Annotated in this window: 20 protein-coding genes; 8 read left to right on the forward strand and 12 right to left on the reverse strand. The window is 71.2% G+C overall.

Going from position 1 to position 25,745, the window contains the following annotated elements; translation table 11 throughout:
• Window positions 1–48 precede the first annotated feature (48 nt).
• From ACWCXX_RS11110 to ACWCXX_RS11140, 7 genes are all read right to left on the reverse strand, one after another.
• A complete protein-coding gene (locus tag ACWCXX_RS11110) occupies window positions 49–765 on the reverse strand; it encodes an ABC transporter ATP-binding protein (protein ID WP_451126055.1) in 717 nt (238 codons plus the stop codon).
• Window positions 762–1,649, reverse strand: a complete 888-nt coding sequence (locus tag ACWCXX_RS11115) for an ABC transporter ATP-binding protein (protein WP_451126230.1) — start codon at window positions 1,647–1,649, stop codon at window positions 762–764. Before ACWCXX_RS11115 ends, ACWCXX_RS11110 begins: the two co-directional genes overlap by 4 nt.
• Before the next feature lie 5 nt (window positions 1,650–1,654).
• The gene (locus tag ACWCXX_RS11120; protein WP_451126056.1) at window positions 1,655–3,439 is read right to left on the reverse strand and encodes a branched-chain amino acid ABC transporter permease; all 1,785 of its coding nucleotides are present in this window, start codon (window positions 3,437–3,439) and stop codon (window positions 1,655–1,657) included.
• A 5-nt stretch (window positions 3,440–3,444) separates the two neighbouring features.
• Entirely contained in the window at window positions 3,445–4,374 is a 930-nt protein-coding gene (locus ACWCXX_RS11125) for a branched-chain amino acid ABC transporter permease (RefSeq protein ID WP_451126057.1), read from the reverse strand.
• A gap of 103 nt (window positions 4,375–4,477) precedes the next feature.
• Window positions 4,478–5,695: a branched-chain amino acid ABC transporter substrate-binding protein gene (locus tag ACWCXX_RS11130; RefSeq protein WP_451126231.1), complete on the reverse strand. Its 1,218-nt coding sequence runs from the start codon at window positions 5,693–5,695 to the stop codon at window positions 4,478–4,480.
• Window positions 5,696–6,352: 657 nt separating this feature from the next.
• A complete protein-coding gene (locus tag ACWCXX_RS11135) occupies window positions 6,353–6,823 on the reverse strand; it encodes a PaaI family thioesterase (protein WP_451126058.1) in 471 nt (156 codons plus the stop codon).
• 176 nt (window positions 6,824–6,999) lie between these two features.
• Window positions 7,000–9,288 carry an FdhF/YdeP family oxidoreductase gene (locus tag ACWCXX_RS11140; RefSeq protein ID WP_451126059.1) on the reverse strand — a complete coding sequence of 763 codons (2,289 nt, stop codon included), beginning with the start codon at window positions 9,286–9,288 and terminating at the stop codon, window positions 7,000–7,002.
• 158 nt (window positions 9,289–9,446) lie between these two features.
• On the opposite strand from ACWCXX_RS11140, the gene polA reads away from it, so the two are divergent.
• Window positions 9,447–12,158, forward strand: coding sequence for a DNA polymerase I (gene polA, locus ACWCXX_RS11145; protein ID WP_451126060.1), 2,712 nt, complete (start codon window positions 9,447–9,449; stop codon window positions 12,156–12,158).
• Between the two features lie 176 nt (window positions 12,159–12,334).
• Here the strand turns inward: polA and ACWCXX_RS11150 are convergent, their stop codons facing one another.
• Window positions 12,335–13,180 (reverse strand): DUF4184 family protein, encoded by an 846-nt coding sequence (locus tag ACWCXX_RS11150; RefSeq protein ID WP_451126061.1) that lies wholly within the window; start codon window positions 13,178–13,180, stop codon window positions 12,335–12,337.
• 250 nt (window positions 13,181–13,430) lie between these two features.
• Between ACWCXX_RS11150 and ACWCXX_RS11155 the strand changes: the two genes are divergently transcribed.
• The 3 genes from ACWCXX_RS11155 (at window position 13,431) to ACWCXX_RS11165 (ending at window position 16,513) form a co-directional block, all read left to right on the forward strand.
• A complete protein-coding gene (locus ACWCXX_RS11155) occupies window positions 13,431–15,167 on the forward strand; it encodes a lytic murein transglycosylase (protein ID WP_451126062.1) in 1,737 nt (578 codons plus the stop codon).
• Window positions 15,168–15,306: 139 nt separating this feature from the next.
• Complete coding sequence (locus tag ACWCXX_RS11160; RefSeq protein WP_451126063.1) at window positions 15,307–15,444, forward strand: SPW_0924 family protein; 138 nt, start codon at window positions 15,307–15,309, stop codon at window positions 15,442–15,444.
• Window positions 15,445–15,502: 58 nt separating this feature from the next.
• Window positions 15,503–16,513: a DUF3068 domain-containing protein gene (locus ACWCXX_RS11165; RefSeq protein WP_451126064.1), complete on the forward strand. Its 1,011-nt coding sequence runs from the start codon at window positions 15,503–15,505 to the stop codon at window positions 16,511–16,513.
• Between the two features lie 18 nt (window positions 16,514–16,531).
• Here ACWCXX_RS11165 and hrpB read toward each other — a convergent pair whose 3' ends face one another.
• Both hrpB and ACWCXX_RS11175 read right to left on the reverse strand, forming a co-directional pair.
• The gene (hrpB, locus tag ACWCXX_RS11170) at window positions 16,532–19,030 is read right to left on the reverse strand and encodes an ATP-dependent helicase HrpB (protein WP_451126065.1); all 2,499 of its coding nucleotides are present in this window, start codon (window positions 19,028–19,030) and stop codon (window positions 16,532–16,534) included.
• 75 nt (window positions 19,031–19,105) lie between these two features.
• On the reverse strand, window positions 19,106–19,918 hold the full coding sequence (locus ACWCXX_RS11175; protein ID WP_451126066.1) for a class I SAM-dependent methyltransferase: 813 nt from the start codon (window positions 19,916–19,918) through the stop codon (window positions 19,106–19,108).
• Window positions 19,919–20,316: 398 nt separating this feature from the next.
• Here ACWCXX_RS11175 and rpsA point away from each other — a divergent pair, with 398 nt between their 5' ends.
• Window positions 20,317–21,828: a 30S ribosomal protein S1 gene (rpsA, locus tag ACWCXX_RS11180; RefSeq protein ID WP_148834231.1), complete on the forward strand. Its 1,512-nt coding sequence runs from the start codon at window positions 20,317–20,319 to the stop codon at window positions 21,826–21,828.
• Between the two features lie 104 nt (window positions 21,829–21,932).
• Here rpsA and ACWCXX_RS11185 read toward each other — a convergent pair whose 3' ends face one another.
• Complete coding sequence (locus ACWCXX_RS11185) at window positions 21,933–22,895, reverse strand: right-handed parallel beta-helix repeat-containing protein (RefSeq protein WP_451126067.1); 963 nt, start codon at window positions 22,893–22,895, stop codon at window positions 21,933–21,935.
• Between the two features lie 368 nt (window positions 22,896–23,263).
• Here ACWCXX_RS11185 and ACWCXX_RS11190 point away from each other — a divergent pair, with 368 nt between their 5' ends.
• The 3 genes from ACWCXX_RS11190 to ACWCXX_RS11200 all read left to right on the forward strand — a co-directional run bounded on the left by ACWCXX_RS11190 (window position 23,264) and on the right by ACWCXX_RS11200 (window position 25,371).
• Window positions 23,264–24,202: a PAC2 family protein gene (locus ACWCXX_RS11190; RefSeq protein ID WP_451126068.1), complete on the forward strand. Its 939-nt coding sequence runs from the start codon at window positions 23,264–23,266 to the stop codon at window positions 24,200–24,202.
• A gap of 80 nt (window positions 24,203–24,282) precedes the next feature.
• Window positions 24,283–24,885 carry a dephospho-CoA kinase gene (coaE, locus tag ACWCXX_RS11195; protein ID WP_451126069.1) on the forward strand — a complete coding sequence of 201 codons (603 nt, stop codon included), beginning with the start codon at window positions 24,283–24,285 and terminating at the stop codon, window positions 24,883–24,885.
• A gap of 117 nt (window positions 24,886–25,002) precedes the next feature.
• On the forward strand, window positions 25,003–25,371 hold the full coding sequence (locus ACWCXX_RS11200) for a tetratricopeptide repeat protein (protein WP_451126070.1): 369 nt from the start codon (window positions 25,003–25,005) through the stop codon (window positions 25,369–25,371).
• 35 nt (window positions 25,372–25,406) lie between these two features.
• On the opposite strand, the gene ACWCXX_RS11205 is transcribed toward ACWCXX_RS11200, so the two are convergent.
• Window positions 25,407–25,730 (reverse strand): DUF6343 family protein, encoded by a 324-nt coding sequence (locus tag ACWCXX_RS11205; RefSeq protein WP_451126071.1) that lies wholly within the window; start codon window positions 25,728–25,730, stop codon window positions 25,407–25,409.
• Between the last annotated feature and the right edge of the window lie 15 nt (window positions 25,731–25,745).

Here is a 25,745-nt window from a genome sequence, read left to right on the forward strand (position 1 = left end):
GCACCCCGGTCGGCCGGGGTGCGGGCCTCGCCCATGTGCGGGAGGTTGTCAGTCCTCGCCGAGGTAGGCCTTGCGGACGGACTCGTCGTGGAGGAGGTCCGCTCCGGTGCCGGAGAGGACGATCTTGCCGACCTCCATGACGTGGCCCTGGTCGGCGAGGGAGAGCGCCGCCTGGGCGTTCTGCTCGACGAGCAGGATGGTGGTGCCCTGTGCCTTGAGTTCGACGATGGTCTCCATGATCTTCTGCATCATGATCGGGGAGAGGCCCATGGAGGGTTCGTCGAGCATCAGGAGCTTGGGCTGGCACATGAGGGCCCTGCCCATGGCGAGCATCTGCTGTTCCCCGCCCGAGAGGGTTCCGGCGGCCTGCTTGCGGCGTTCCCCGAGGATGGGGAAGAGGTCGTAAGCGCGCTGGATGTCCTTCTCGATGCCCGCCTTGTCGCTGCGGAGGTATGCGCCGAGCTGGAGGTTCTCGGCGATCGTCAGCCGGGGGAAGATGTGGCGTCCCTCGGGGGAGTGGGCGAGGCCGAGGGAGACCACTTTGTGGGCGGGGATGTTGGTGAGCGGTTTGCCGTCGAAGACGATGCGGCCGCCGACCGGCTTGAGGAGGCCGGAGAGGGTGCGCAGGGTGGTGGTCTTGCCGGCGCCGTTGGTGCCGATGAGCGTGACGACCTGGCCGGCTTCGACGGTGAAGGAGATGCCCTTGACGGCTTCGATCTTGCCGTAGGCGACGCGGAGGTCCTCGACCTCCAGAAGTGCGGTCATCGGGTGTCCTCCTCCTCGGTGCTGGTGGTGGCTGTTCTGGCGGCGTCGGCTTCGGCCTCGGCCGCTTCGACCTCGGCGGCCTCCTCGGCGCCGGGGGCGCCTTCGAAGGGGGTGCCGAGGTAGGCGGCGACGACGCGTTCGTCGCTCTGGACCTGGGTGGCGGTGCCTTCGACGAGCTTCTCGCCCTGGACGAGGCAGGCGACGCGGTCGCAGAGGTTGAAGATGAACCGCATGTCGTGCTCGATGACGAGGACGGCGATGCCCTGGTCCCGGATGGCGAAGATGAGTTCTTCGGTGACGCGGGTTTCCTGGGGGTTCATGCCGGCGGTGGGCTCGTCGAGGAGGAGGAGCCCGGGGTCGCTGGCGAGTGCGCGGGCGATCTCCAGTTTGCGCTGGTCTCCGTAGGGGAGGTTGCGCGCGAGGTGGTCGGCCTTGCCCGCCAGGCCGATGAACTCCAGGAGTTCCATGGCGCGTTCACGGCTGGCGTTCTCGGCCTTGGTGAATCCGGGGAGCCGGAGGAGGGCGGACCAGAGTCCTTCCTTGGTCCTGGTGTGGCGTCCGACGAGGACGTTTTCCAGGACGGTCATGTTGGCGAAGAGCCGGATGTTCTGGAAGGTGCGGGCGATGCCTGCCTGGGTGACGAGGTGGGGCTTGGGCGGCAGGACGGTGCCCTTGTAGCTGACCTTGCCCTCGGTGGGGACGTACAGGCCGGTGAGGCAGTTGAAGAAGGTGGTCTTGCCGGCTCCGTTGGGGCCGATGAGGCCGACGATCTCGCCCGCGTTGACGGTGAGGTCGACGTTGCGCACGGCGGTGAGGCCGCCGAAGCGCATGGTGACCCCGCTGGCGTCCAGGACGGTGGTGGCGGTTTTCGTGGTGGTGGTCATGGTGGTCACGCCCCCGCCTTGGCGATGCCGGCGCCGGTCTCTTCGGACTGCCGTGGTTCGGGTACGTCGGGCTGGTCGTTCTCGTGGAATTCGAGCTGCTTCCTGCGGTCGGCGACCAGTCCTTCGGGGCGCATGCGCATCAGGAGGATGAGTGCGACGCCGAAGAGGAAGAGCTGGTAGTCCTGCATGAACTGCAGTTTGGCCGGGATGAGGTAGAGCAGTGCCGCGCCGACGAGGGGTCCGCTGAGGGTTCCCATGCCGCCGAGGATGACGGCGGCGAGGAGGAAGGCGGAGTTGGGGGGCACGGAGCCGGCGAACTGGTACTGCTCGGGCGTCACGGTGTAGTTGACGTGTGCCTGGACGGTTCCGGCGAGTCCGGCGAGGGTGGCGCCGAGGGCGAAGGCGATCAGCTTGAGGCGGAAGGCGTTGATGCCCATGGCGGTGGCCGCGGTCTCGTCCTCGCGGATGGCGACCCAGGCCCGGCCGATTCGGGATTCTCCGGAGCGGCGGAAGACGAGGACGACGACGGCGGTGAAGAGGAGCATCAGCAGGTAGTAGTTGGCGGACCTGCCGAGGCTGAAGCCGAGGACGTCGTGCTTGGTTCCGAAGTCGAATCCGAAGAAGTTGAGGTCGGGGATGCTGGGGATGCCCTGGGAGCCGTTGGTGAGGTCGGGGCCGCTGTTGCCGTTGAGGTTGTTCACGGTGAGGCGGAAGATCTCACCGAAGCCGAGGGTCACGATGGCGAGGTAGTCGCCGCGCAGCCGTAGCGTCGGGGCGCCGATGAGGACGCCGAAGACGAGTGATGCCGCGGCGCCGGTGAGTACGGCGGCCCAGAAGGGGAACTCGACGCCGATGGCCGACATGGTGGAGCCGGAGACCAGGGCGGCGGCGTAGGCGCCGACGCCGAGGAAGGCCACGTAGCCGAGGTCGAGGAGGCCGGCGAGGCCGACGACGACGTTGAGGCCGAGGGCGACGGTGCCGAAGATGAGGATGTTGGCGCCGATGAGCGCGTATTCCTCTTTCTGCTGGGTGAAGGGGAAGCAGACGGCGGCGACGAGGGCTGCGGCGAGGGTGATGTTGCGGTGCTTCGCGGTCAGCGTGGTGAGGCGGGAGACGAGTCCGGCCCGGTGGAGTGCGGTGAAGGCGAAGCCGACGGTGATGAGGAAGCCGATGAAGAGTTCGGTGTACTCGGTGTCGATGCCGTAGGTGAAGACCTGGAGGCCGATGCCGAACGAGGCGACGATGACGAGGATCTCGGCCCAGGAGGGCAGGGCCTTGGCCCGGGGTGCCTGGGGTGCGGCGAGGCTGTTGCGGAAGCGCTGCCAGGCGTTGGTTCCGGTTCCGGTCTCGGCGAGTGGCTGGTCGTCGGGGAGGCCGAGGGCGGCGACGGCGGCGACGAGTGCGCCGATGCCGCTGACCCAGGCTCCGGGTTCCAGGTTGACGACGCCGCCGAGGTTGTAGGAGATGGCGCCGAGGGTGTAGCCGGTGGTGCCGAGGGTGCCCAGTGCCAGGAGGCGGACGGGGCTGTTGGTGCCGCCGGGGGTGAGCCAGCGCAGTCCTCGGATGCCGTAGCCGGACAGGGTGAGGAGCAGGGTGAGTGCGGCGCTGGTCAGGGTGAGGACCTGGAGGCCGCCGGGGTAGCCGGTGACGGTGAGGTCGCCGGGGAATTCGGAGGTCCAGGTCCAGGCGAGGAAGGTGCCGGCGAGTGCGACGGCGGCGCCTGCGAGGGTGCCGATGCGGGCCGCGGGGGCGGGGATCGGCAGGAAGGGGGTGGTGTGGTTGGTGGTCATCGGTATCACGCCCGATCCGCGACGCGTTCGCCGAGCAGGCCCTGGGGCCGGAGCAGCAGGACGACGATGAGGAGGACGAAGGCCCATACGTCCTTCCAGGCGCCGCCGCCGAAGAGTTCCATGCCGGGGACGCTGCTCATGTAGCCGGTGGCGAGGGATTCGGCGATGCCGAGTACGACGCCGCCGAGCATGGCGCCGTAGATGTTGCCGATGCCGCCGAGTACGGCTGCGGTGAAGGCCTTGAGGCCCATGATGAAGCCCATTTTGAAGCCGATCTGGCCGTTCTTGAGCCCGTAGGCGACGGCGGCGACGGCGGCGAACGCGGCACCGATGGCGAAGGCCATGACGATGATGCGGTCGGTGTTGATGCCCATGAGCTTGGCGGTGTCGGGGTCCTGGCTGGTGGCCTGCATGCCGCGGCCGGTGCGCGTCTTGGAGACGAAGAGGCCGAGGGCGAGCATGCAGATCGGTGCCGTGATGAGGACGAAGAGGTCACCGCGCTGGATGTGGGCGCCGAAGATGTCGATCGCTTCGCCCTTGAACTGGGGGAAGGAACGATCCTTCTTGGCGTCGGGGTACCACTTCCAGATGGCCTGCTGGAGCGCGAGGGAGAGCCCGATCGCGGTGATCAGCGGGGCCAGTCGTGGAGCGGTGCGCAGGGGCCGGTAGGCGAAGCGTTCGGCGGCTGCGCTGACGGCGACGGAGCATATGACGCCGCCGATGATCATGAGGGGGATGATCGCGAGGAGGGAGACGCCGGCCGGCATCCAGAGGTACACGGTGAGAGCTCCGAAGCCTCCGATCATGAAGATCTCGCCGTGGGCGAAGTTGATGAGCTGGATGATTCCGTAGACCATCGTGTAGCCGATCGCGATGAGTCCGTACATCGCGCCGAGGATGAGTCCATTGGCCAGCTGTTGCGGCAGTTCGTTCACCGCAGGGCCTCCGTGGAGTGGTTCGGATATGGCACCGCGCGGGAGCGCTGGTAGCGCTCCCGCGCGGTCTGGGTCACGCTTGGGGGCCGGGAGGGCCGGTGGGTCAGGGCTTGTAGGCCTCGCTGAGCTTGGAGGTCCACTTGCCGCCGTCGACCTGGTAGGCGGTCATCATGGTGTTGGTGGTGTCGCCGTACTCGTCGAAGGAGACGGGGCCGGTGACGCCGTCGAACTTGACCTTGGCCATGGCCTCGAGGACCTTGACGCGGGCGTCGTCGCCGCTGGGGAGCTTGCCGCCGTTGTCGGCGACGGCGATCTTGACGGCCTCGATGATCGCCCAGGTGGCGTCGTAGGTGCCGCCGCCGTAGGCCTCGTAGGCGTCCTTGTATCCGGCCGCCTTGTAGTCCGCGATGAACTTCTTGGCGGAGTCGAGCTCCTCGACGGGCTTGCCGACGGAGGTGGCGATGTCGCCCTGGGCCTTCTTGTTGAGCTTGATGAAGTCGGCGCTGTACATGCCGTCGCCGCCCATGAGGGGGATCTGGACGCTGTCCTTGAGCTGCTGGCTCAGGGGCGCGCCGGCGGGGTACTCGCCGCCGTAGTAGACGGCCTTGGCGCCGGACTTCTTGACCTTGGTGACGACGGCGTTGAAGTCGCGGTCGTCGGGGTTGACGTGGTCGGAGCCGACGATCTTGCCGCCGAGGGTGGTGAAGGTGTTCTTGAAGGAGGCGGCGAGACCGGCGCCGTAGGGCTTCTGGTCGTCGATGAGGTAGACCTGCTTGACCTTCGCGGTGCTGAAGAGGTACTTCGCGGCGAAGGCGCCCTGGATCTGGTCCGTGGTGGCGGTGCGGAAGTAGGTCTTGAAGGGGCGCTTCTTGTTGCCGGTCTTCCAGTTCTCGCCCTGGGTCAGCTCGGTGCCGGTGTTGGCGGGGGAGACCTGGGTGAGGTTGGCGTCGTTGAGCGGCTTCTGCATCGACTGGGAGACGCCGGAGTTCAGGGGGCCGACGACGCCGACGACGGCGTCGTCGTCGATGAACTTCTGGGCGTTCTGCTGGCCGACGGAGGGCTGTGCCTGGTCGTCGAGCGGCTTGACCTCGAATTTGATGCCGGGGACGGTTTTTTCCTTGTTGGCCGTCTTGACGGCGAGGTCGGCGGAGTTCTTGATGCCGAGGCCCAGGGCGGACAGGTCGCCGGTGATCGGCGCGTCGACGCCGATGACGACGGTCTGGGTGTCGCCTCCGCCGCCGCCGTTGTTGCTGTCGTCGCGCGACCCGCAGGCGGTGAGGGTCAGTGCTCCTGTGGTGAGCACTGTGGTGAGTATGAGCAAAGAACGGTGTCGCACGAAAGGTCCTTTCCCTGGCGCGGCCTCCTCTGCTTGAGGTGCCGTGTCGTTCGCCGGGCCGTACTGGGTGGTACAGGGCCGTGCTGCAGACGCGCCCGGCGGCGCGGTGACTGGCGGTGACTCTAGGCGCAGGTGAGGGAGTCCGGGATGGGTCCGCCGCAGGATGTGACTGTCTTGTTATGCCGTTGAGGAAGGCTTGAGGTGGCTGTGCGGACATGTACGGCTTTTTACCGGACGGGAAAATGACCGCATTCTGAGAACGCGCAGCTCTGCTAAGGGGCTTGAGCCGATCTTGCTGCTGTCGTGTTCCGGGGGCCGGGCGGGGTGCATGAGGGCGTGGCGAAGCGCCCGGCGGCGGTGGGATCCGGTCCGGAGTGCCGCCGGGTGGCGGGCGTGGACCGGTCGATCGTTACGCAGGGTTACGGCGGGGGTGTCGTGGTCGACGCGGTGTCGCGTGCTCGGAGTGTGGGTGGGGTGCCGAGTTGGCCACACAACGGGGGCCATGGTCAAGGGAGTTGGCGTACTCGGTTCCCAATGCCGCTTGCTGCACGGGTGGTTGCGTGCGAGTACGGCACTGCCCGGCCGGATGGCGATCCGGCCGGGCAGTGGGGGTGCGGGTGTGCCGGGGCGTGTTCCGGTCCGTCAGGCGGCGTCGGGGCGCGGGGCGTCGCGGAGCAGGCAGGTGAGGCGGGCGGTGCAGACCCTCTTGTCCTGCTCGTCCGTGATGACGATCTCGTAGGTGGCGGTGGAACGGCCGCGGTGCACGGGGGTGGCCACTCCCGTGACGATTCCGCTGCGTACACCGCGGTGGTGGGTGCAGTTCAGATCGACACCCACGGCGAGCTTGGCCACGCCGCCGTGGAGCATGGAGCCGACGGAGCCGAGGGTCTCGGCGAGGACGGCGGAGGCGCCGCCGTGCAGCAGTCCGTAGGGCTGGGTGTTGCCCTCGACGGGCATGGTGCCGACGACGCGGTCCGCGGAGGCCTCGACGATCGTGACGCCCATCCGTTCGCCGAGGTGCCCGGCGGAGAAGAGGGCGGGCAGGTCCACGCCGAGGGCGGCGTACTCGTCGATGATCTCCTGGGGGAACGTGGGGGTGGTGTGCTCGCCCATGGGCCGGCTCCGATCGTCTGCGGTGGTTCACGGCTTCGCTGCTGTGCACATCGTTCTTATCAGACGACTGAGCGGACGCTTAGGGCTGTTTCCCCGCGACGGCCCTGGGCGGATCGTGCCGGGCGGGCGGCCGGGTTCCGCGGGCCGGTGCGTCCGGCGGCCCGCGGGCACGGGGGCTACCGGGCTCCCCGGTCCCGGGTGTTCTCGAAGCGGACGACGACGGACTTGCTGGCCGGGGTGTTGCTGGTGTCGGCGGTGGAGTCGAGGGGGACCAGCACATTGGTCTCGGGGTAGTAGGCGGCGGCGCAGCCCCGGGCGGTCGGGTAGTGGACGACGCGGAAGCCGGGGGCGCGGCGTTCCACGCCGTCCTTCCACTCGCCGACGAGGTCGGTGTACGCACCGTCGGGCAGGTCCAGGGCGCGGGCGTCCTCCGGGTTGACCAGGACGACGCGGCGGCCGTCCTTGATGCCGCGGTAGCGGTCGTCGAGGCCGTAGATCGTGGTGTTGTACTGGTCGTGCGAGCGCAGGGTCTGCAACAGGAGCCTGCCTTCGGGGAGTTCGGGGTACTCGACGGGGGCGGCGGTGAAGTTGGCCCGGCCGGTCGCGGTGGGGAAGCGGCGTTCGTCGCGCGGGGCGTGCGGCAGGGTGAAGCCCCCGGGGCGGGCGACGCGGGCGTTGAAGTCCTCGAAGCCGGGGACGACGCGGGAGATGCGGTCGCGGATCGTCGCGTAGTCCTTCTCGAACTCCTCCCAGGGCGTGGCCGATCCGGGACCCAGGACGGCGCGGGCGAGGCGGGCGACGATGGCGGGCTCGGAGAGGAGGTGCGGGCTCGCGGGGGCGAGGTTGCCGCGCGAGGCGTGGACCATGCTCATGGAGTCCTCGACGGTGACGAACTGCTTGCCGCTCGCCTGGACGTCCTTGTCGGTGCGCCCCAGCGTGGGCAGGATCAGCGCGCGGGTGCCGGTCACGGCGTGCGAGCGGTTGAGCTTGGTGGAGACGTGGACGGTGAGGCGGGCGCGGCGCATGGCGGCCTCGGTGACGGCGGTGTCGGGGGTGGCCGCGACGAAGTTGCCGCCCATGGCGAAGAAGACCTTGGCGTCGCCGTCGCGCAGGGCCTGGATGGAGCGGACGACGTCGTAGCCGTGGTGGCGCGGCGAGGTGATCCCGAATTCCTTGTCGAGGGCGTCGAGGAAGGCGGGGGAGGGCCGTTCGAAGATGCCCATGGTGCGGTCGCCCTGCACGTTGGAGTGGCCCCGGACGGGGCAGACCCCGGCGCCGGGGCGGCCGATGTTGCCGCGCAGCAGGAGGAAGTTGACCACCTCGCGGATGGTCGGCACGGAGTGCTTGTGCTGGGTGAGGCCCATGGCCCAGCAGACGATGGTGCGCTTCGAGGCGAGGACCATGGCCAGGGCCTGCTCGATGGTCTCGCGGTCGAGGCCGGTGGCGGTGAGGGTCTTTGCCCAGTCGGCCTCGCGGGCGGCGGCCGCGAACTCCTCGAAGCCGTGGGTGTGTTCCCGTACGAAGGTCTCGTCGACGGCGCCCTCGGTCTGCAGGATCATCTTGTTGAGGAGGCGGAAGAGGGCCTGGTCGCCGCCGATGCGGATCTGCAGGAAGAGGTCGTTGAGCGCGGTGCCCCGGATCAGGCCGAGGGGGGTCTGCGGGTTCTTGAAGCGCTCCAGGCCGGCCTCGGGGAGCGGATTCACCGAGATGATCTTCGCTCCGGCCGCCTTGGCCTTCTCCAGGGCGGAGAGCATGCGGGGGTGGTTGGTGCCGGGGTTCTGTCCGGCGACGATGATCAGGTCGGCCTGGTGGAGGTCTTCGAGGGTGACGCTGCCCTTGCCGATGCCGATGGTCTCCGTCAGTGCCGAGCCGGAGGACTCGTGGCACATGTTGGAGCAGTCGGGGAGGTTGTTGGTGCCGAATTCGCGGGCGAACAGCTGGAGCAGGAACGCGGCCTCGTTGCTCGTGCGGCCCGAGGTGTAGAAGAGGGCCTCGTCGGGGGAGCCGAGCGCGCGCAGCTCCTCGGCGATGATGGCGAAGGCGCGCTCCCAGGACACCGCCTCGTACCGCTCGGCGCCCTCCGGGAGGTACATCGGCCGGGTGATCCGCCCCTGCTGGCCCAGCCAGTAGCCGCTGCGCGAGGCGAGGTCGGCGACGGGGTGCGCGGCGAAGAAGTCGGGGGCGACCCGGCGCAGTGTCGCCTCCTCGGCGACGGCCTTGGCGCCGTTCTCGCAGAACTCCGCCGTGTGCCGCTTGTCGCCCTCGGGCCAGGCGCAGCCGGGGCAGTCGAAGCCGTTCTTCTGGTTGACCTTGAGGAGGGTCTGCGCGGTGCGCCGCACCCCCATCTGCTGCCGGGCCATGAGCAGGCTGTGGGCGACGGCCGGCAGACCGGCGGCGGCGTGCTGCGCCTCCCCGACCCGCGGCGTGTCCTGGACCGGGTCACCTGTGGGCGGCTTGGTGGCCATTGCGTGCTCCCCTTCGAGCCGACTGCGAACCTGCGCGCGCACCGTACGCGTCGGTGTCGCGCGTGTTCCTCCTACGATCCTGTCACGCGGCACCGGCGGGGTGCCGGGGGAGCGGTGTCCGGTCGGGAATGTCAGTGGTCCGTGGCAGGATCGGGGGCGTGGCTGAGACGGCATCGAAGAAGACGGCAGACAACCGACCGCGCCTGCTCCTGATGGACGGGCACTCCCTGGCGTACCGGGCGTTCTTTGCGCTGCCTGCGGAGAATTTCACGACAGGGGCGGGACAGCCGACGAACGCGGTGTACGGCTTCGCGTCGATGCTCGCGAACACCCTGCGTGACGAGGCGCCGACGCATTTCGCGGTGGCGTTCGACGTCTCCCGCAAGACCTGGCGCTCGGAGGAGTTCCCGGAGTACAAGGCGAACCGGTCGAAGACCCCGGACGAGTTCAAGGGGCAGGTCGAGCTGATCGGCGAGCTGCTGGACGCGATGCGTGTCGACCGGTTCGCGGTGGACGGCTTCGAGGCGGACGACGTCATCGCCACGCTGGCCACGCAGGCGGAGGCGGCCGGTTTCGAGGTCCTGATCGTCACCGGGGACCGGGATTCGTTCCAGCTGATCACGGACCACGTCACGGTGCTGTACCCGACCAAGGGGGTCTCGGAGCTGACCCGCTTCACCCCGGCGAAGGTCGAGGAGAAGTACGGCCTCACGCCGCAGCAGTACCCGGACTTCGCGGCGCTGCGCGGTGACCCGTCGGACAACCTTCCGGGCATCCCCGGCGTGGGGGAGAAGACCGCCGCGAAGTGGATCAACCAGTTCGGTTCGTTCGCCGAGCTGGTGGAGCGGGCCGAGGAGGTCAAGGGCAAGGCGGGACAGAATTTCCGGGACCACCTGGACGCGGTGCGGCTGAACCGCCGGCTGACGGAGATGGTCCGTGACGTGGAGCTGCCGAAGGCCCCGCAGGACCTGGAGCGCGCGCCGTACGACCGCACGGCGGTGACGGGTGTGCTGGAGGTCCTGGAGATCCGCAACCCGAGCCTGCGCGAGCGGCTGCTGGCCGTCGACCCGGGCGCGGCCGAGGACGAGGCCCCGGCGCCCGCCGCGGGCGTCGAGCTGGACGGCGCGGTGCTGGGCGCGGGCGAGCTGGCGCCCTGGCTCGCCGGCCATGGCGACCGGCCGCTCGGCGTCGCGACGGTCGACACCTGGGCCCTGGGCAGCGGCACGGTCACCGAGATCGCGCTCGCCGCGGCGGACGGCGCGGCGGCCTGGTTCGACCCGGCCGAGATCGACGAGGCCGACGAGCAGGCGTTCGCCGCGTGGATCGCCGACGCGGACCGGCCCAAGGTCATGCACAACGCGAAGAGCGCCATGCGGGTCTTCCCGGAGCACGGCTGGCGGGTCGACGGCGTCACGATGGACACGGCGCTGGCCGCCTACCTGGTCAAGCCCGGCCGCCGCTCCTTCGCGCTGGACGCGCTGGCGGTGGAGTACCTGGGCCGCGAGCTGGCCCCCGCCGCGGCCTCCGAGGGGCAGCTGGCCTTCGGCGCGGAGGACCAGGCGGAGGCCGAGGCCCTGATGGCGCAGGCCCGCGCGATCCTGGACCTGGGCGAGGCGTTCACCGCCCGGCTGGCCGAGGTCGGCGCGGCCGGGCTGCTGCACGACATGGAGCTGCCGACGTCCGCCCTGCTGGCCCGGCTGGAGCGGCACGGCATCGCCGCCGACCGGCCCCATCTGGAAGGGATGGAGCAGCAGTTCGCCGGTGCGGTGCAGCAGGCGGTGAAGGAGGCGCACGCCGCGGTCGGCCGCGAGTTCAACCTCGGCTCGCCCAAGCAGCTCCAGGAAGTTCTCTTCGGCGAGCTGGGCCTGCCGAAGACGAAGAAGACGAAGACCGGGTACACCACGGACGCCGACGCCCTGGCCTGGCTCGCCGGGCAGACGGAGCACGAGCTGCCGGTGATCATGCTGCGCCACCGCGAGCAGGCCAAGCTGCGGGTCACGGTCGAGGGCCTGGTCAAGACGATCGCGGCGGACGGCCGCATCCACACCACGTTCAACCAGACGGTGGCGGCGACGGGACGGCTCTCCTCCACCGACCCCAACCTGCAGAACATCCCCGTCCGGACGGACGAGGGCCGGGCCATCCGCCGGGGCTTCGTCGTCGGCGAGGGCTTCGAGACGCTGATGACGGCCGACTACAGCCAGATCGAACTGCGGGTGATGGCCCACCTGTCCGAGGACGCGGGCCTGATCGAGGCGTTCACCTCCGGCGAGGACCTGCACACCACGGTCGCCTCCCAGGTCTTCGGCGTCGACAAGTCGGCCGTCGACCCGGAGATGCGCCGCAAGATCAAGGCCATGAGCTACGGGCTGGCGTACGGGCTCTCCGCGTTCGGCCTGTCCCAGCAGCTGAACATCGAGGCGGGCGAGGCGCGCGGCCTGATGGACACCTACTTCGAGCGGTTCGGCGGGGTGCGCGACTACCTGCACCGGGTGGTGGAGGAGGCCAGGGCCACCGGCTACACGGAGACGGTCTTCGGTCGCCGCCGCTACCTCCCCGACCTCAACAGCGACAACCGCCAGCGCCGTGAGATGGCCGAGCGGATGGCGCTCAACGCACCGATCCAGGGCACGGCCGCGGACATCGTCAAGGTCGCCATGCTCCACGTCGACCGGGCGCTGACCGAGGCGGGGCTGAAGTCCCGGATGCTGCTCCAGGTCCATGACGAAATCGTCCTGGAAGTCGCCGAGGGCGAGCGGGCACGGGTGGAGGAGATCCTCCGCCACGAGATGTCCACGGCGGTGCGGTTGCGCGCCCCGCTGGACGTCTCGGTGGGCGTCGGCACGGACTGGGAGTCCGCGGCGCACTGACCCACCCGGCCGCGCCGGACGGCCCGGGGCCGTAAGGGTTCCGGGGCCGTCCGGCGGGCTTCGGGGAGCAGGTGCCGGGCCTCTTCGGGACCGGCCGTCGGCACTTCGGGGGCCGCCCGGCGGTCCGGGGCCGTCCCTGCGCACCGGGCTTCCGCGCCCGCCCGTGGCTCAGGCGCTCAGGGGCGGGCGGGGTCCCGGGCGTCCGTCCGCGGGGCGGAGGGCGCGGCCGGGCGGGGGCGACGCAGCCGCATCCACGCCCCGTACAGCACCAGACCCGCCGCCAGCCCCGCCCCGGCGCCGAAACAGGCGGTCGGGACGATGTCCAACGGGGTGTCCACGCGCCCGAAGTACGCGTACCAGCGCACACACCGGTGGACGACGCCGAGCAGGACGCAGACGCCCAGCAGCACCCACGCCGCCCACCGCTCCCGCCGGTCCAGCACCGGCACGGACGGCGGGACCGGGCGCGCACCGGTCCCGCGCAGCCCCGACACGGCGAACCGGGCGAGCAGTACCAGCGCCACGGCCGAACTGCCGTACTGCACCAGCTGGAACACCGGATGGCCGCCCACGCTCCCGGAGAGCACCGGCACCAGGCGCACCCCCCACCGGTCGTGATGGGTGAAGGCGTCCCAGACGACATGGGTGGCCGCCCCCGCAGCCGCCGACAGCGCGAACCACCAGCCGTCCCGAAGCCGCCACGGCCCGTGCCGCTCCCTCAGAAAAGCGTGCACCCGCCCCTGCCGGGCCGTCGGCAACAGCGCCACCAGCGGTTCGCGCAGCAGCAGCCACAGCGCGACCACGGCCGCGGTGATCAGCACATCGACCGTGAGCACCCCCCACACCGAGTGGGTGACCTGCCCGAACTCCATGGCGCCGGGAACCGCGGTGTCCGCGTAGTACGTCATGTCGGGTGCGAACGAACCCGCCACGAGGGCGGAGGCGAGGAGCGGGCCGCGCGCCGTCCCGTTCCGTCGCAGCACCGGCAGCACGGCGGCGGCATGACTGAGTGTGAACGGCATGGCGGCAAGTATGCGTGAATGCTGAAGGCCGTCCGACGGCGCACGACCGCGGCCGGCGCCCGCCGTGCCGCCGCCGTACGGCCGCTGTCGTCACCCGCGGGCCCACCCCCGTACAACTTGCTGTCGGGAACGTGAAAAACAGGTAAGAACCGGTCGGCACGCGGTGTTCCGGCGGTACAAGTTGCCGTAGGGTCGCCTGAGTCCTGCCGCTGGGGGCGCGGACAGTCGTCGAAGGGGAGGGACCAGAGGTATGGCAGCGCAGTTCGGTCGTCGGCTTCGCAAGGGGGCGACCACGACAGCCGTGGCCGCCGTCGCCGTGGCGGCACTCTCCGCCTCGGGGGCCCCCGGCTCACCGCTGGTCTCCGGGAGCGGCGACCCGCAGCCCACCGGAACGACTCCTTCGCCCGACGAGAGCGCGGCCACCGGCAATTCGCCGTACTACACGGAGCTGCCCCCGCTGAACACGCCCGACAAACCGGGCACCACCGCCCGACTGCCCGTCACCGGCAGCGCGCAGTCCGGCATACCGGCCTCGATCCTGGCCGCGTACAAGAAGGCCGAGCAGGAGATCGCCACGAGCGACGCCGCCTGCCGACTGCCGTGGCAACTGCTCGCCGCGATCGGCAAGGTCGAGTCCGGCCAGGCGCGCGGCGGCAGGGTCGACGCGAACGGCACCACGTTCTCACCGATCCTCGGCCCGGTCCTCGACGGCCGGGGCTTCGCCATGATCAAGGACACCGACGGCGGCGCGTACGACGGGGACACCACCCACGACCGCGCCGTCGGCCCGATGCAGTTCATCCCGTCCACCTGGGCGACCTGGGGTCAGGACGGCAATGACGACGGCCGCAAGGACCCCAACAACATCTACGACGCGGCGCTCGCCGCCGGACGCTACCTCTGCGCCGGTTCCCGCGACCTGTCCCTCGCCGCGGACCTCGACCGGGCGGTCCTGAGCTACAACCACTCGGACGCCTACCTCCGTACGGTCCGCTCCTGGTTCGACTACTACAAGCGCGGCACCCACGAGATCCCCGACGGCACCGGCGCCCTCCCGCCCGGCCTCGGCGGCGGCACGACCCCGGACCGGACGGGCGCCGGCCCCTCGCCGTCCGGCTCCGCCAAGCCGAAGCCCGGGAACACACCGAAGCCGGATCCGAAGCCGGGCGACGGCACGACCAGCCCCAAGCCCGACCCCAAGCCGTCCGAGACCCTCGCGGCCGTGAAGAACGCCGGCACCGGCCCGCTGGCCGCCACTGCGGGCGAGGCCTTCGCCGAGCGGATCAAGGTGCGGGCAGAGAACGGCCGCGGCGGACCGCTCGCCAAGGTCTCCGTGACCTTCACGATCACCGGCGACACGGACGCCGCGTTCACCGACGGGAAGAAGTCGGCCACCCTCACCACCGGGACCGACGGCACCGTCACCGCCCCGGTGCTGCGGGCGGGTGAGAAGACGGGCACGTTCACGGTGCGGGCCGCCGCCACCGGCCGCTCGGTGCCCCCCGTCACCTACGGGGCGACCGTCACCGCCCGCCGGGCCGACGCGATCGCCAGGACCGACGACAAGGCGCTGACCGCTGCGCCCGGGGCCGAGTTCGCCGAAACCGTCGAGGTCAAGGCGACCTACAAGGGCAGGATCGCGGCCGGGGTCGCCGTCACCGCCACCATGATCACCGACGCCGAGAAGCCGGTCGAGAACGACAAGGGCCCGTACTTCAAGGGCGAGGACGACAAGGTGGTCCGCACCCTGGCGGGCCTGCGGACCGGCGCCGACGGCACCCTGAAGCTCCCGAAGATCCACGCCGACGGCACGGCGGGCACGTACAAGCTGCGGCTCACCACCGAGGGCGGGGCCACCGTCGTCATCGAGCTGAAGGTCGAGGCGTCCGAGCCCTCCGGGCCGCCGGACCCCTCCGGAACCCCGGAGCCCTCCACGAGCCCGGAGCCGTCCACGAGCCCCGAGCCCTCCGGGACCCCCGCCGCCTGACCGGCCGGCCGCACACCCCGACAGCCCCTCCGTCACCACGGCGGAGGGGCTGTTCCACGTGTTCTCATCTCGCGCCCGGATTGCTACGGTGCCCCAATCCTGACGGCCCATCAGATCGATGCTCTCCGGGAGGACCGGCATGCGTGCCCTCGTCGCCGCCGCCATCGGGCTGGCCGCAGCCCTCGCGCTCGTCTTCACCATCAGCGCGATCGGCGCCCCGCCCGGGGAGACCTCGCCCGAACCCCTGCTGACCACCGTGCCGGGCCCCAAGAAATAGCCCCTGGAAGAAGAGACAGAAGAAACAGAAGCCACAGAAGCTGAGGGAGGGCACCACCATGCGCCGCCGAGCCGGCCTCGTACTCCTGGCCTTCGCCGTCTTCTTCGCCGCCATGTCGCCGCTGCTGCGCTGGTACGCCTTCCCGAGGCTGGCGAAGATCCCGCCCAGTCAGTACCAGGAGACGGTGCTGGAGGCGAAGCCCGCCACCCTCCTCGACTACAACGACGGCATGAAGGTGAAGAAGGTCCCCGCGGTCACCATCGTGCAGACCCTCAAAGGCAACGTGGAGGAGTCCGAGAGGATCGAACGCACCGCCGGCCGCGACGTCGTCGTCTGGGACGCCCTCAGCTTCGTGGCCGGCCCGGACGGCAAGATGGTCTCCCGGATTCCCGAACGCTACATCTTCGACGCACACAGCCAGGCACCCGTCCACGCCACCGGCGAATCCGTCGACGGCGACCCGGTCAGGCGCGAGGGCATCGAGTTCAAATGGCCCTTCCTCACCGAGAAGCGCGACTACGAGTACTTCGACGCGCAGACCCGCACCAGCTCGCCCATCCACTACCGGGGCACCCGCACCTTCCACGGCATGGACGTCTACTACTTCGAGCAGACCATCCCGTGGACCGAGGTCCCGATGCCGAAGAAGATGCCGATCGCGATCACCCCGGAACAGATCGCGAAGACCGGCATGACCCGCTGGTACACCACCAAGCGGATGTTCTGGGTGGACCCGGTCACCGGAGCGCCCGTCAACGGCGAGGAGATCCACCGGGAGGAACTGCGCAACGCCAGGGCGATGGGCCTGCCCCGGGACACCGTCACCGTGTTCGCCGGACACGTGAAGATGCGCGCGGACTACGTCGATTCGATCGTCGCCATGGTCAAGTCCCAGCGACTGGCGGTCCTGCTGCTCACCTCGTACCTGCCCGTGGGCTTCCTGGTCCTCGGTGTCGCGCTGTTCGCGCTCGCCCTGTGGCTGGAGGCCCGCTCCCGACGCCCGGACGGACAACTGCCGGACGGACGAAGTACGGACGGGACACCGGACCCCGCCCCTGCTCCCGCCTGAGCCGCGCCCAGGAGGGGCCTACTCCCGCCCGAGCCGCGCCTTCGTGAACCGGGTCGCCTCCGTCGTCGTCGGATCCTCCGGCCACGGGTGCTTCGGGTACCGGCCGCGCAGTTCCGCCCGCACCGCCCGGTAGCCGTCCCGCCAGAACGAGGCCAGGTCCGCGGTGACCGCGGCGGGACGGCCGGCCGGGGACAGCAGGTGGACCAGCACCGGCACCCCGGCCAGCCTCGGGCCCTCCTCCAGGCCGAACATCTCCTGGAGCTTCACCGCGAGCACCGGCTGCGCCCCGCCGTACTCCACCCGGACGCGCGAACCGCTCGGCACCTCGATCCGTTCCGGCGCCAGCTCGTCCAGCCGGGCCGCCTCGCCCGTCGCCCACGGCAGCAACCGCCGCAGCGCCTGCCCCGCGTCGATCCGGCCCAGACCGGAGCGGCGTTGGGCCCGGGACAGCTCGGGCTCCAGCCACTGCTCCGGACGGTCCAGCAGCGCACCGTCCGACACGTCCGGCCAGGGCGCGCCCAGCTCCCGGTGGAGAAAGGCGAGCCGCTCCCGCAACTGCTCGGAGTCCCGCGTCCAGCGCAGCAGCCCGAGCCCCTCCCGGCGCAGCCCCTCGACCAGCGCCCCGCGCACCGCCTCCGGCGGCGGCTCCTTCAGCGGGCGCACCGACAGCTCGACGGCGCCCAGCCGCTCCACCCGGCGGGCCACCACGTCGCCGTCCGCCCAGCGGACCTCCTCGCCGTCCCGGAGCAGGTGCCCGGCCGCCGCCCGCGCCGTGTCCTCGTCGATCACCGCGGCCAGCCGCACCCGCGCGGACGCCGCGTGCGCCGGCCGGTCGGCCACCGCGACCGCCAGCCAGGGCGCGCCCCGCAGCCCCGAACCCTCCCCGGTCTCCGCGCCCGTCCCCGACGCCATCAGGAACGCCCCCTCGCCGCGGGCCCGCGCCACCCGCTCCGGGAAGGCCAGCGCGGCCACCAGCCCCACGGCCGCGTCCTCCGTCCCCACGCGCCCGTACACCCCGCCGAGCGAGGCGGACAGCCGCCGCACCTCCTGCCGCCACCGCGCCGCGTAGCCGTCCCCGCCCCGCCGCGCGGTCCGCAGCGCCGCCGCCAGATCGTCCCCGTACTCCCGGGGCGGCTCCTCGCTCAGCAGGGTCACCACCTCGGCCGCCCGCCGCCCGCCCACCTCGGCGGCCCCGTCCAGCAGCGCCCGCGCCAGCCGCGGATGCAGGCCGAGCCGGGACATCCGTACGCCCCGGTCGGTCACCCGCCCGTCCGCGTCCACCGCGCCGATCGCCGTCAGCACCTCGCGCGCCGCGCTCATCGCCCCCGCGGGCGGCGGGTCGAGCAGTGCCAGCCCCGACGCGTCCGGATCGCCCCAGCACGCCGCCTGCAACGCGAACGCCGCCAGGTCCGCCACCCTGATCTCCGGGGACGGGAACCGGGCGAGCCGCCCGTCCTCCGCCTGCGCCCAGCACCGGTACACCGCCCCGGGGGCCTCCCGCCCGGCCCGGCCCGCCCGCTGCCGGCCCGTCGCCTGCGAGGCCCGTACCGTCGTCAGCGCGCTCAGCCCCCGGGCGTGGTCGGTGCGCGGCTCCCTGGCCAGGCCCGAGTCGACCACCACCCGCACCCCGGGCACCGTCAGGGACGACTCCGCCACCGAGGTCGCCAGCACCACCCGCCGGCCGCCGGACGAACCGGCCAGCACCGCGTCCTGCACCGCCGCCGGAGCCCGCCCGTGCACCTGGAGCACCTCGGCGTCCACATCCGCCAGCAGGCCCGCCACGCGCCCGATCTCGCCGACGCCGGGCAGGAAGCACAGCACGTCGCCGTCCCGTTCGGCGAGCGCCCGGCGCACCGTCGCGGCGACGTGCGCCAGCAGGGCCGGATCGACCCGCGTTCCGTGCGGCGGCCGGACCGGGGCGGCGGGCGGCGCCCAGACCACCTCCACCGGATGCGCGACCCCCTGCGCCTCGACCACCGGGGCGTCGCCCAGCAGCCGGGCCCAGCCCTGCGCGTCCGTCGTCGCGGACGCCGCGACCAGCCGCAGGTCGGGCCGGAGCGTCTCGCGCACGTCGAGCAGGAACGCGGCGACGGTGTCCGCGTCCAGATGCCGCTCGTGGCACTCGTCGACGACCACCGCGTCGACCCCGGCCAGCTCCTGGTCGCGCTGCAGCCGCTGGAGCAGCACCCCGGTGGTGACCACCTCCACCACCGTGTCGGGGCCCACCAGCCGCTCCCCGCGGACCGTGAAGCCGACCCGCCCGCCGGCCCGTTCCCCGAGGAGCCACGCCATCCGCCGCGCCGCCGCCCGTGCCGCGATCCGCCGCGGCTCCGCGACCACCACCCTGCGCACCGGCCCGCCGCCGGTCAGGCCGGCCAGGACCAGCGGTACGAGGGTCGTCTTGCCGGTGCCGGGCGGTGCGCACAGCACCGCGACACCGCGGTCGTCGAGCGCCCGCTCCAGGGCGGGCACGGCGGTGCGTACGGGCAACCGGTCCAGGGCGTCGGTACGGATCACGCCCCCAGTCTCGTACGGGCCGTCCCGCCGGCCGCACCCAGGGACCCGTCGAGCCCCGTCACCGGTCCGCGCAGGTCAGTCCCGTACGCAGACGAAGATCGCCGTGCCGGGGATCAGGTTGCCGCGCAGCGGGGACCAGCCGCCCCACTCCTGGGTGTTCCAGGCGGGCCACTCCGGCTCGACGAGATCGACCAGCCGGAACCCGCCGGCCACCACGTCGCGCACCCGGTCGCCCAGCGTCCGGTGGTGCTCGACGTAGACCGCCTCGCCCCGCTCGTCCTGCTCGACGTAGGGGGTGCGGTCGAAGTAGGAGGCCGCGACCGAGAGCCCCTCGGGCCCCGGCTCGTCCGGGAACGCCCAGCGGACCGGATGCGTCACCGAGAAGACCCAGCGGCCGCCGGGGCGCAGCACGCGGCGCACCTCGCGGAAGACCCGCACGGGGTCGGCGACGAACGGCACCGCGCCGTAGGCGGAGCACGCCAGGTCGAACGAGCCGTCCCGGAACGGCAGCGCCCCGGCGTCCGCCTCCACCAGCGGGACCCCGCCGCCGATCCGCAGCGCGTGCTGGAGCTGCCGGTGCGAGAGGTCCAGGGCCACCGGGCGGGCGCCCCGGGAGGCGAGCCAGCGCGAGCACTGCGCGGCGCCCGCGCCGATCTCCAGGACGTCCAGGCCGTTCAGCGACGCGGCGGGGCCGAGCAGGCCGGCCTCGGCCTCGTCGAGCCCCTCCGGGCCCCAGACGAACCGGTCGTCGCCCAGGAAGGCGCCGTGGTCGCTCTGGTACTCGTCGGCATTCCGGTCCCACCAGCCGCGACTGGCCCGGCTGCTCTCGGTCTCGGACGCCTCGCGGCGGGTCGCTTCGGGTTCGGCCGCGTAGATCTCTTGGCTCATCGTGTCCGTCGTTGTAGTTTGCCTTCACCCCGCCGCACGCGGTACGTACTCGGGGGTATCCGTGAGCGCGGTCCCGCGCCCCCGGATCGTCTCCCGGTGCCGAGGCGGTCCCGGGGAACACGAGTTGTGCCGGATATGGGGTGTTGCGCCCCCGGTGTGCGCCTTCGCGCATTGACCGTGCCCGGCTGCCCCCGTATGCTACAAGTTGCGCTGCGAGCCTGTGCGCCTCAGACCTAGCAGGCCGCGCTCGCATCTGTTGTATGTCCCCTCGGTTCACGAGGCGCCTCCCGCCCGACGGGTTCGGTGCTTCCCGAGCTGTCCGGCTTCTGCAGAGGTGATAAGGGCTCCCGGCGTAGCAGTACCTACGACTCACTGTCCGTACCGGAGCCCTTTCCCACATGACGAGCAGCACCGAGACCACCGCCACCACCCCGCAGGTAGCGGTCAACGACATCGGTAACGAGGAAGCCTTCCTCGCCGCGATCGACGAGACGATCAAGTACTTCAACGACGGCGACATCGTCGACGGCGTCATCGTGAAGGTCGACCGGGACGAGGTCCTGCTCGACATCGGTTACAAGACCGAAGGCGTCATCCCCTCCCGCGAGCTCTCGATCAAGCACGACGTCGACCCGAACGAGGTCGTCAAGGTCGGCGACGAGATCGAGGCCCTGGTTCTCCAGAAGGAGGACAAGGAAGGCCGCCTCATCCTGTCCAAGAAGCGCGCTCAGTACGAGCGTGCCTGGGGCACGATCGAGAAGATCAAGGAAGAGGACGGCATCGTCACCGGTACCGTCATCGAGGTCGTCAAGGGTGGTCTCATCCTCGACATCGGCCTCCGTGGCTTCCTGCCGGCCTCCCTCGTCGAGATGCGCCGCGTCCGCGACCTCCAGCCCTACGTGGGCAAGGAGCTCGAGGCCAAGATCATCGAGCTGGACAAGAACCGCAACAACGTGGTCCTGTCCCGCCGTGCCTGGCTGGAGCAGACCCAGAGCGAGGTCCGCCAGACGTTCCTCACGACCCTGCAGAAGGGCCAGGTCCGCTCCGGCGTCGTCTCCTCGATCGTCAACTTCGGTGCGTTCGTGGACCTCGGCGGCGTCGACGGTCTCGTGCACGTCTCCGAGCTGTCCTGGAAGCACATCGACCACCCCTCCGAGGTCGTCGAGGTCGGCCAGGAGGTCACCGTCGAGGTCCTCGACGTCGACATGGACCGCGAGCGCGTCTCCCTGTCGCTCAAGGCGACGCAGGAAGACCCGTGGCAGCAGTTCGCCCGCACGCACCAGATCGGGCAGGTCGTTCCCGGTAAGGTCACCAAGCTCGTTCCGTTCGGTGCGTTCGTGCGCGTCGACGAGGGCATCGAGGGTCTGGTCCACATCTCCGAGCTGGCCGAGCGCCACGTGGAGATCCCGGAGCAGGTCGTCCAGGTCAACGACGAGATCTTCGTCAAGGTCATCGACATCGACCTCGAGCGTCGTCGCATCAGCCTCTCGCTGAAGCAGGCCAACGAGTCCTTCGGTGCCGACCCGGCCTCGGTCGAGTTCGACCCGACCCTGTACGGCATGGCCGCGTCCTACGACGACCAGGGCAACTACATCTACCCCGAGGGCTTCGACCCCGAGACCAACGACTGGCTCGAGGGCTACGAGGCTCAGCGCGAGGCGTGGGAGACGCAGTACGCCGAGGCGCAGCAGCGCTTCGAGCAGCACCAGGCCCAGGTCATCAAGTCCCGCGAGGCCGACGAGGCCGCTGCTGCCGAGGGCGCTGCCGCCCCGGCCGGTGGCGCCCCGGCTGCCTCCGGCGGCAGCGGTGGCGGCTCGTACTCCTCGGAGTCCGCGGACAACTCCGGCGCCCTGGCGTCGGACGAGGCCCTGGCCGCCCTGCGCGAGAAGCTGGCGGGCGGCCAGAGCTGACGCTCGGGCCCTCCGGTCGGTGACCGATCGCAGTAGCTGAAAGTGAGGCCCGCTCCCTCCGGGGAGCGGGCCTCACTCATGTCCGCAGCCGCCCGCGCGGGCCGTTACGGCGTGACGGGAATGTTGGTCAGTCCCTTGCCGCCGGTCACCGTGTTGCTGCTGTGGACCGTGGTCGGGCAGCTCTTGCCGTGGTTGGTGATGTTGAACGCGAGCTGCTTGTCGCCCGTGGCGCCGGTCAGGTCCGAGACGTTGTCGCGGAAGACGGTGCCGCAGCCCCAGCCGCTCTGCTGGGTGTGGGTCTCGTAGCCGTTGTTGGTGGTGCGAGAGCCCTTGTTGCCCTCCACCAGGACGTCGTTGCCCTTCACGTCGACCCAGGAGTCGTCGTAGTGGGCGCCGGTCAGCCCGCCGCCGTCGAAGGTGTTGCCGATGATCCTCGCCCCGGTGGTGCCTTCCTTGATGTCGATGTTCTCGCCGCCGACGCCCGGCCCGATCGTGTTGTCCAGGATCCGGATCCGGTCGCTGCGGTCGGAGAGGTCGTTGGCCGTGCCGACGTAGACGCCCTCGCCCATGCCCCGGCCGTCGTTCCCGGTGTCGTAGATCCGCGAGTTCCTGATGACGCCGTCGCTGCTGGACCTGCGGAAGTGGACGCCCTCCATGTCCAGGCCGTGGACGGTCACCGAGTCGATGACGACGCCGTCGGCACCGTCGGCCATGATGCCCTTCTGGCCGCCGGTGACGGTGATGCCCTCGACGGTCCAGTAGGAGGCGCCGTCGAGGTGCAGTCCGTAGCCGCCGCCGGCCGTGAGGACCGCTTCGGGCGAGCCGGTGAGGGTGATCCGGGCGGAGGCGGTGCCGGGGACGGTCGCCTTGAAATTGCCGGTGTACGTGCCGTCGGCGAGCCGGATCGTGTCGCCCGGGGCCGCGGCGGCGAGGGCGGACTTCAGCTGGGCGCCGGTGCTCACGTCGACGACCGCGGCCGCGCCCGCCGTGGGGGCGGCGGCGAGAGCGGGACCGCCGGTGGCGAGCGCGGTGGCCAGCAGGGCGGGGAGCAGCGTGCGGGTGCGCATGTGGGGTGCCTTCCCGTCGAAGGAGTTCGAGGTTCTCGTACATGAATGTGGGGCGAGTCTCTGAACGTGCTGCCCAGTGACGGTAGGGACGGGGCAGGTTCGTGTCAATGTCTGGACCAATGTTCGGGTACGTGTACGGGTGCCTGCGCGGGCGCGGGATGGTTCCGTTTCCGTGAGGGCGGTCCGGTCCCGATCCGGCCCCGGTGCAAAGGGCGGTGACGGCGCCGGACGGTCGGCTTCCGCACGGTTCCGGACGCTCGAATTCCGAACGACTTCGGGCATGAACAGCCGGTCGAACGGGCACCGTTCGGGAATGCCCGTGCCCTGCCGGACGTTCTTGTGCAGGAATACGAGGAGGAGCGGTAACGGTGTCTGACCCGCAGAGTTTGTACGAATGGGAGCCGAAGGGCCTGGCCGTCGTCGACATGGCGCTCGCCCAGGAGTCGGCCGGCCTGGTCATGCTCTACCACTTCGACGGATACATCGACGCGGGTGAGACCGGCGAGCAGATCGTGGACGGCCTGCTCGAAACGTTGCCGCACCAGGTCGTCGCCCGCTTCGACCACGACCGGCTCATCGACTACCGCGCACGGCGCCCGCTGCTGACCTTCCGGCGCGACCGCTGGGCCGGCTACGAGACCCCGACCCTGGCCGTCCGGGTCGTCCAGGACGCCACCGGGGCACCGTTCCTGCTGCTGTCCGGGCCCGAGCCGGACGTGGAGTGGGAACGTTTCGCCTCCGCCGTCGAACAGATCGTGGAGCGCCTGGGCGTCCGCCTCGCGGTGAATTTCCACGGCATCCCGATGGGCGTCCCGCACACCCGCCCCGTCGGCATCACCCCGCACGGCAACCGCACGGACCTCATGCCCGGCCACCGCAGCCCGTTCGACGAGGCGCAGGTGCCCGGCTCCGCGGAGACCCTGGTGGAGTACCGGCTGATGGAGTCCGGACACGACGTCCTCGGCGTCGCCGCCCACGTCCCGCACTACGTCGCCCGCTCCGCGTACCCGGACGCGGCGCTCACCGCCCTGGAGTCGATCACGGCGGCGACCGGTCTGGTCCTGCCGACCGTGGCCCACGCGCTGCGCACCGAGGCGCACCGCACCCAGACCGAGATCGAGCGGCAGATCGGCCAGGGCGACGAGGAGCTGGTCTCGCTGGTCGAAGGGCTTGAGCACCAGTACGACGCGGTCGCCGGCTCCGAGACCCGGGGCAATCTGGTCGCCGAGCCGGTGGACCTGCCGTCCGCCGACGAGATCGGCCTCGAATTCGAACGGTTCCTCGCGGAGCGCGAAGGGGACGTCTGACCGGACCGGTGCGGCCCTCCCCGTAGGGTCGCCGTGCCCGCCGGGTCCTGGTCCGAACGAGAGGCCCTAAGCTGCCGGTCATGCTGAAAGTGGGCCTGACCGGCGGGATCGGCGCCGGCAAGAGTGAAGTGTCACGGCTGCTCGTCGGGTACGGGGCCGTGCTGATCGACGCGGACCGGATCGCCCGGGAGGTCGTCGAACCGGGCACTCCCGGGCTCGCGGCCGTCGTCGACGCGTTCGGAGCGGACGTCCTCGCCGCCGACGGGAGCCTGGACCGGCCGAAGCTGGGCGCGATCGTCTTCTCCGACCCCGACCGGCTCGCCACCCTCAACGCGATCGTCCACCCGCTGGTCGGCGCACGCTCCGCCGAGCTGGAACGGGCCGCGGGCCCCGACTCGGTCGTCGTCCACGACGTCCCCCTGCTCACCGAGAACGGCCTCGCGCCGCTGTACGACCTGGTCGTCGTCGTGGACGCGAGCCCCGGGACGCAGCTCGACCGGCTCGTACGGCTGCGCGGCATGACCGAGGCCGACGCCCGCGCCCGGATGGCCGCCCAGGCCACGCGGGAGCAGCGGCGCGCCGTGGCCGATCTGATCGTCGACAACGACGGACCGCTGGAGGAACTGGAGCCGCAGGTCCGCAGGGTCTGGGCGGAGCTGACCCGGCGCGCCGCGGCCGGCTGACCGCCGTACCGGCCCCCGGCCCCCGGCCCGGGAGGAACGCGGTCCGGCGGGCCGGGGCGGAATACCGTTCTCGGGGCGGGTGTTGAGAGTCCCGGTAGCGAAGGGAAGGAAGCGACCGTGCCCGAGAGGACCCCGGAAACCGACGTCATCGACTTCCGCGCGGCCGAACGCCTGCTGGACGCGCGCGACCCCCGTGGTGCGGTGAAGCTGCTGGACTCGGTGATCGCGGCCCATCCGGAGAACACGGCGGCGCGGCTGCTGCGCGCCCGTGCCTTCTTCGCCGCCGCCCAGCTGCGTCCCGCCGAGCTCGAATTCGAGCTCGTCCTGGAGCGCGAGCCGGACAACGCGTTCGCGCACTTCGCGCTGGCCCGCACCTTCGAACGCTCCGGACGCTCCGACCGCGCCGCCCGCCACTTCCGGCTGGCCGCCGCGCTCGACCCGAACCCGGAGTACCTGAAGGCGGCCCGCTTCCCCGCGCAGGACTGAGCCCGGCAGCGGGCACGGGCGTGCCCCCGCCCGGCTCAGGGCCGGTACCTGCCGCGCCCGTACCCGTCGTGTTCGTACCGGTCGGGCCGGTATCCGCCGCGTCCGCCCCGGTCGGGTTCGTACGGGGGGACGTCGCGGCCGGGCTGGTAGTGCGGGCCCTGACGGATGTGGTGGATGATCACCACCAGATCCACCAGGACCAGCAGGAGCAGCAGGCCGCAGGCGGCGGCCCAGCCCGGCCGGCCGACCAGCACGAAGACGGTCACGCCGAAGACGGCCCAGGCCAGCCCCCATAGACTCAGCCCGAGCCGCAGTCGCAGGGGGCTGCGGGCAGTCGTCGGTTCATTGCCGGTACGCATGGCGATCGCCTCTCC

Source organism: Streptomyces sp. NPDC001732 (assembly GCF_053596315.1).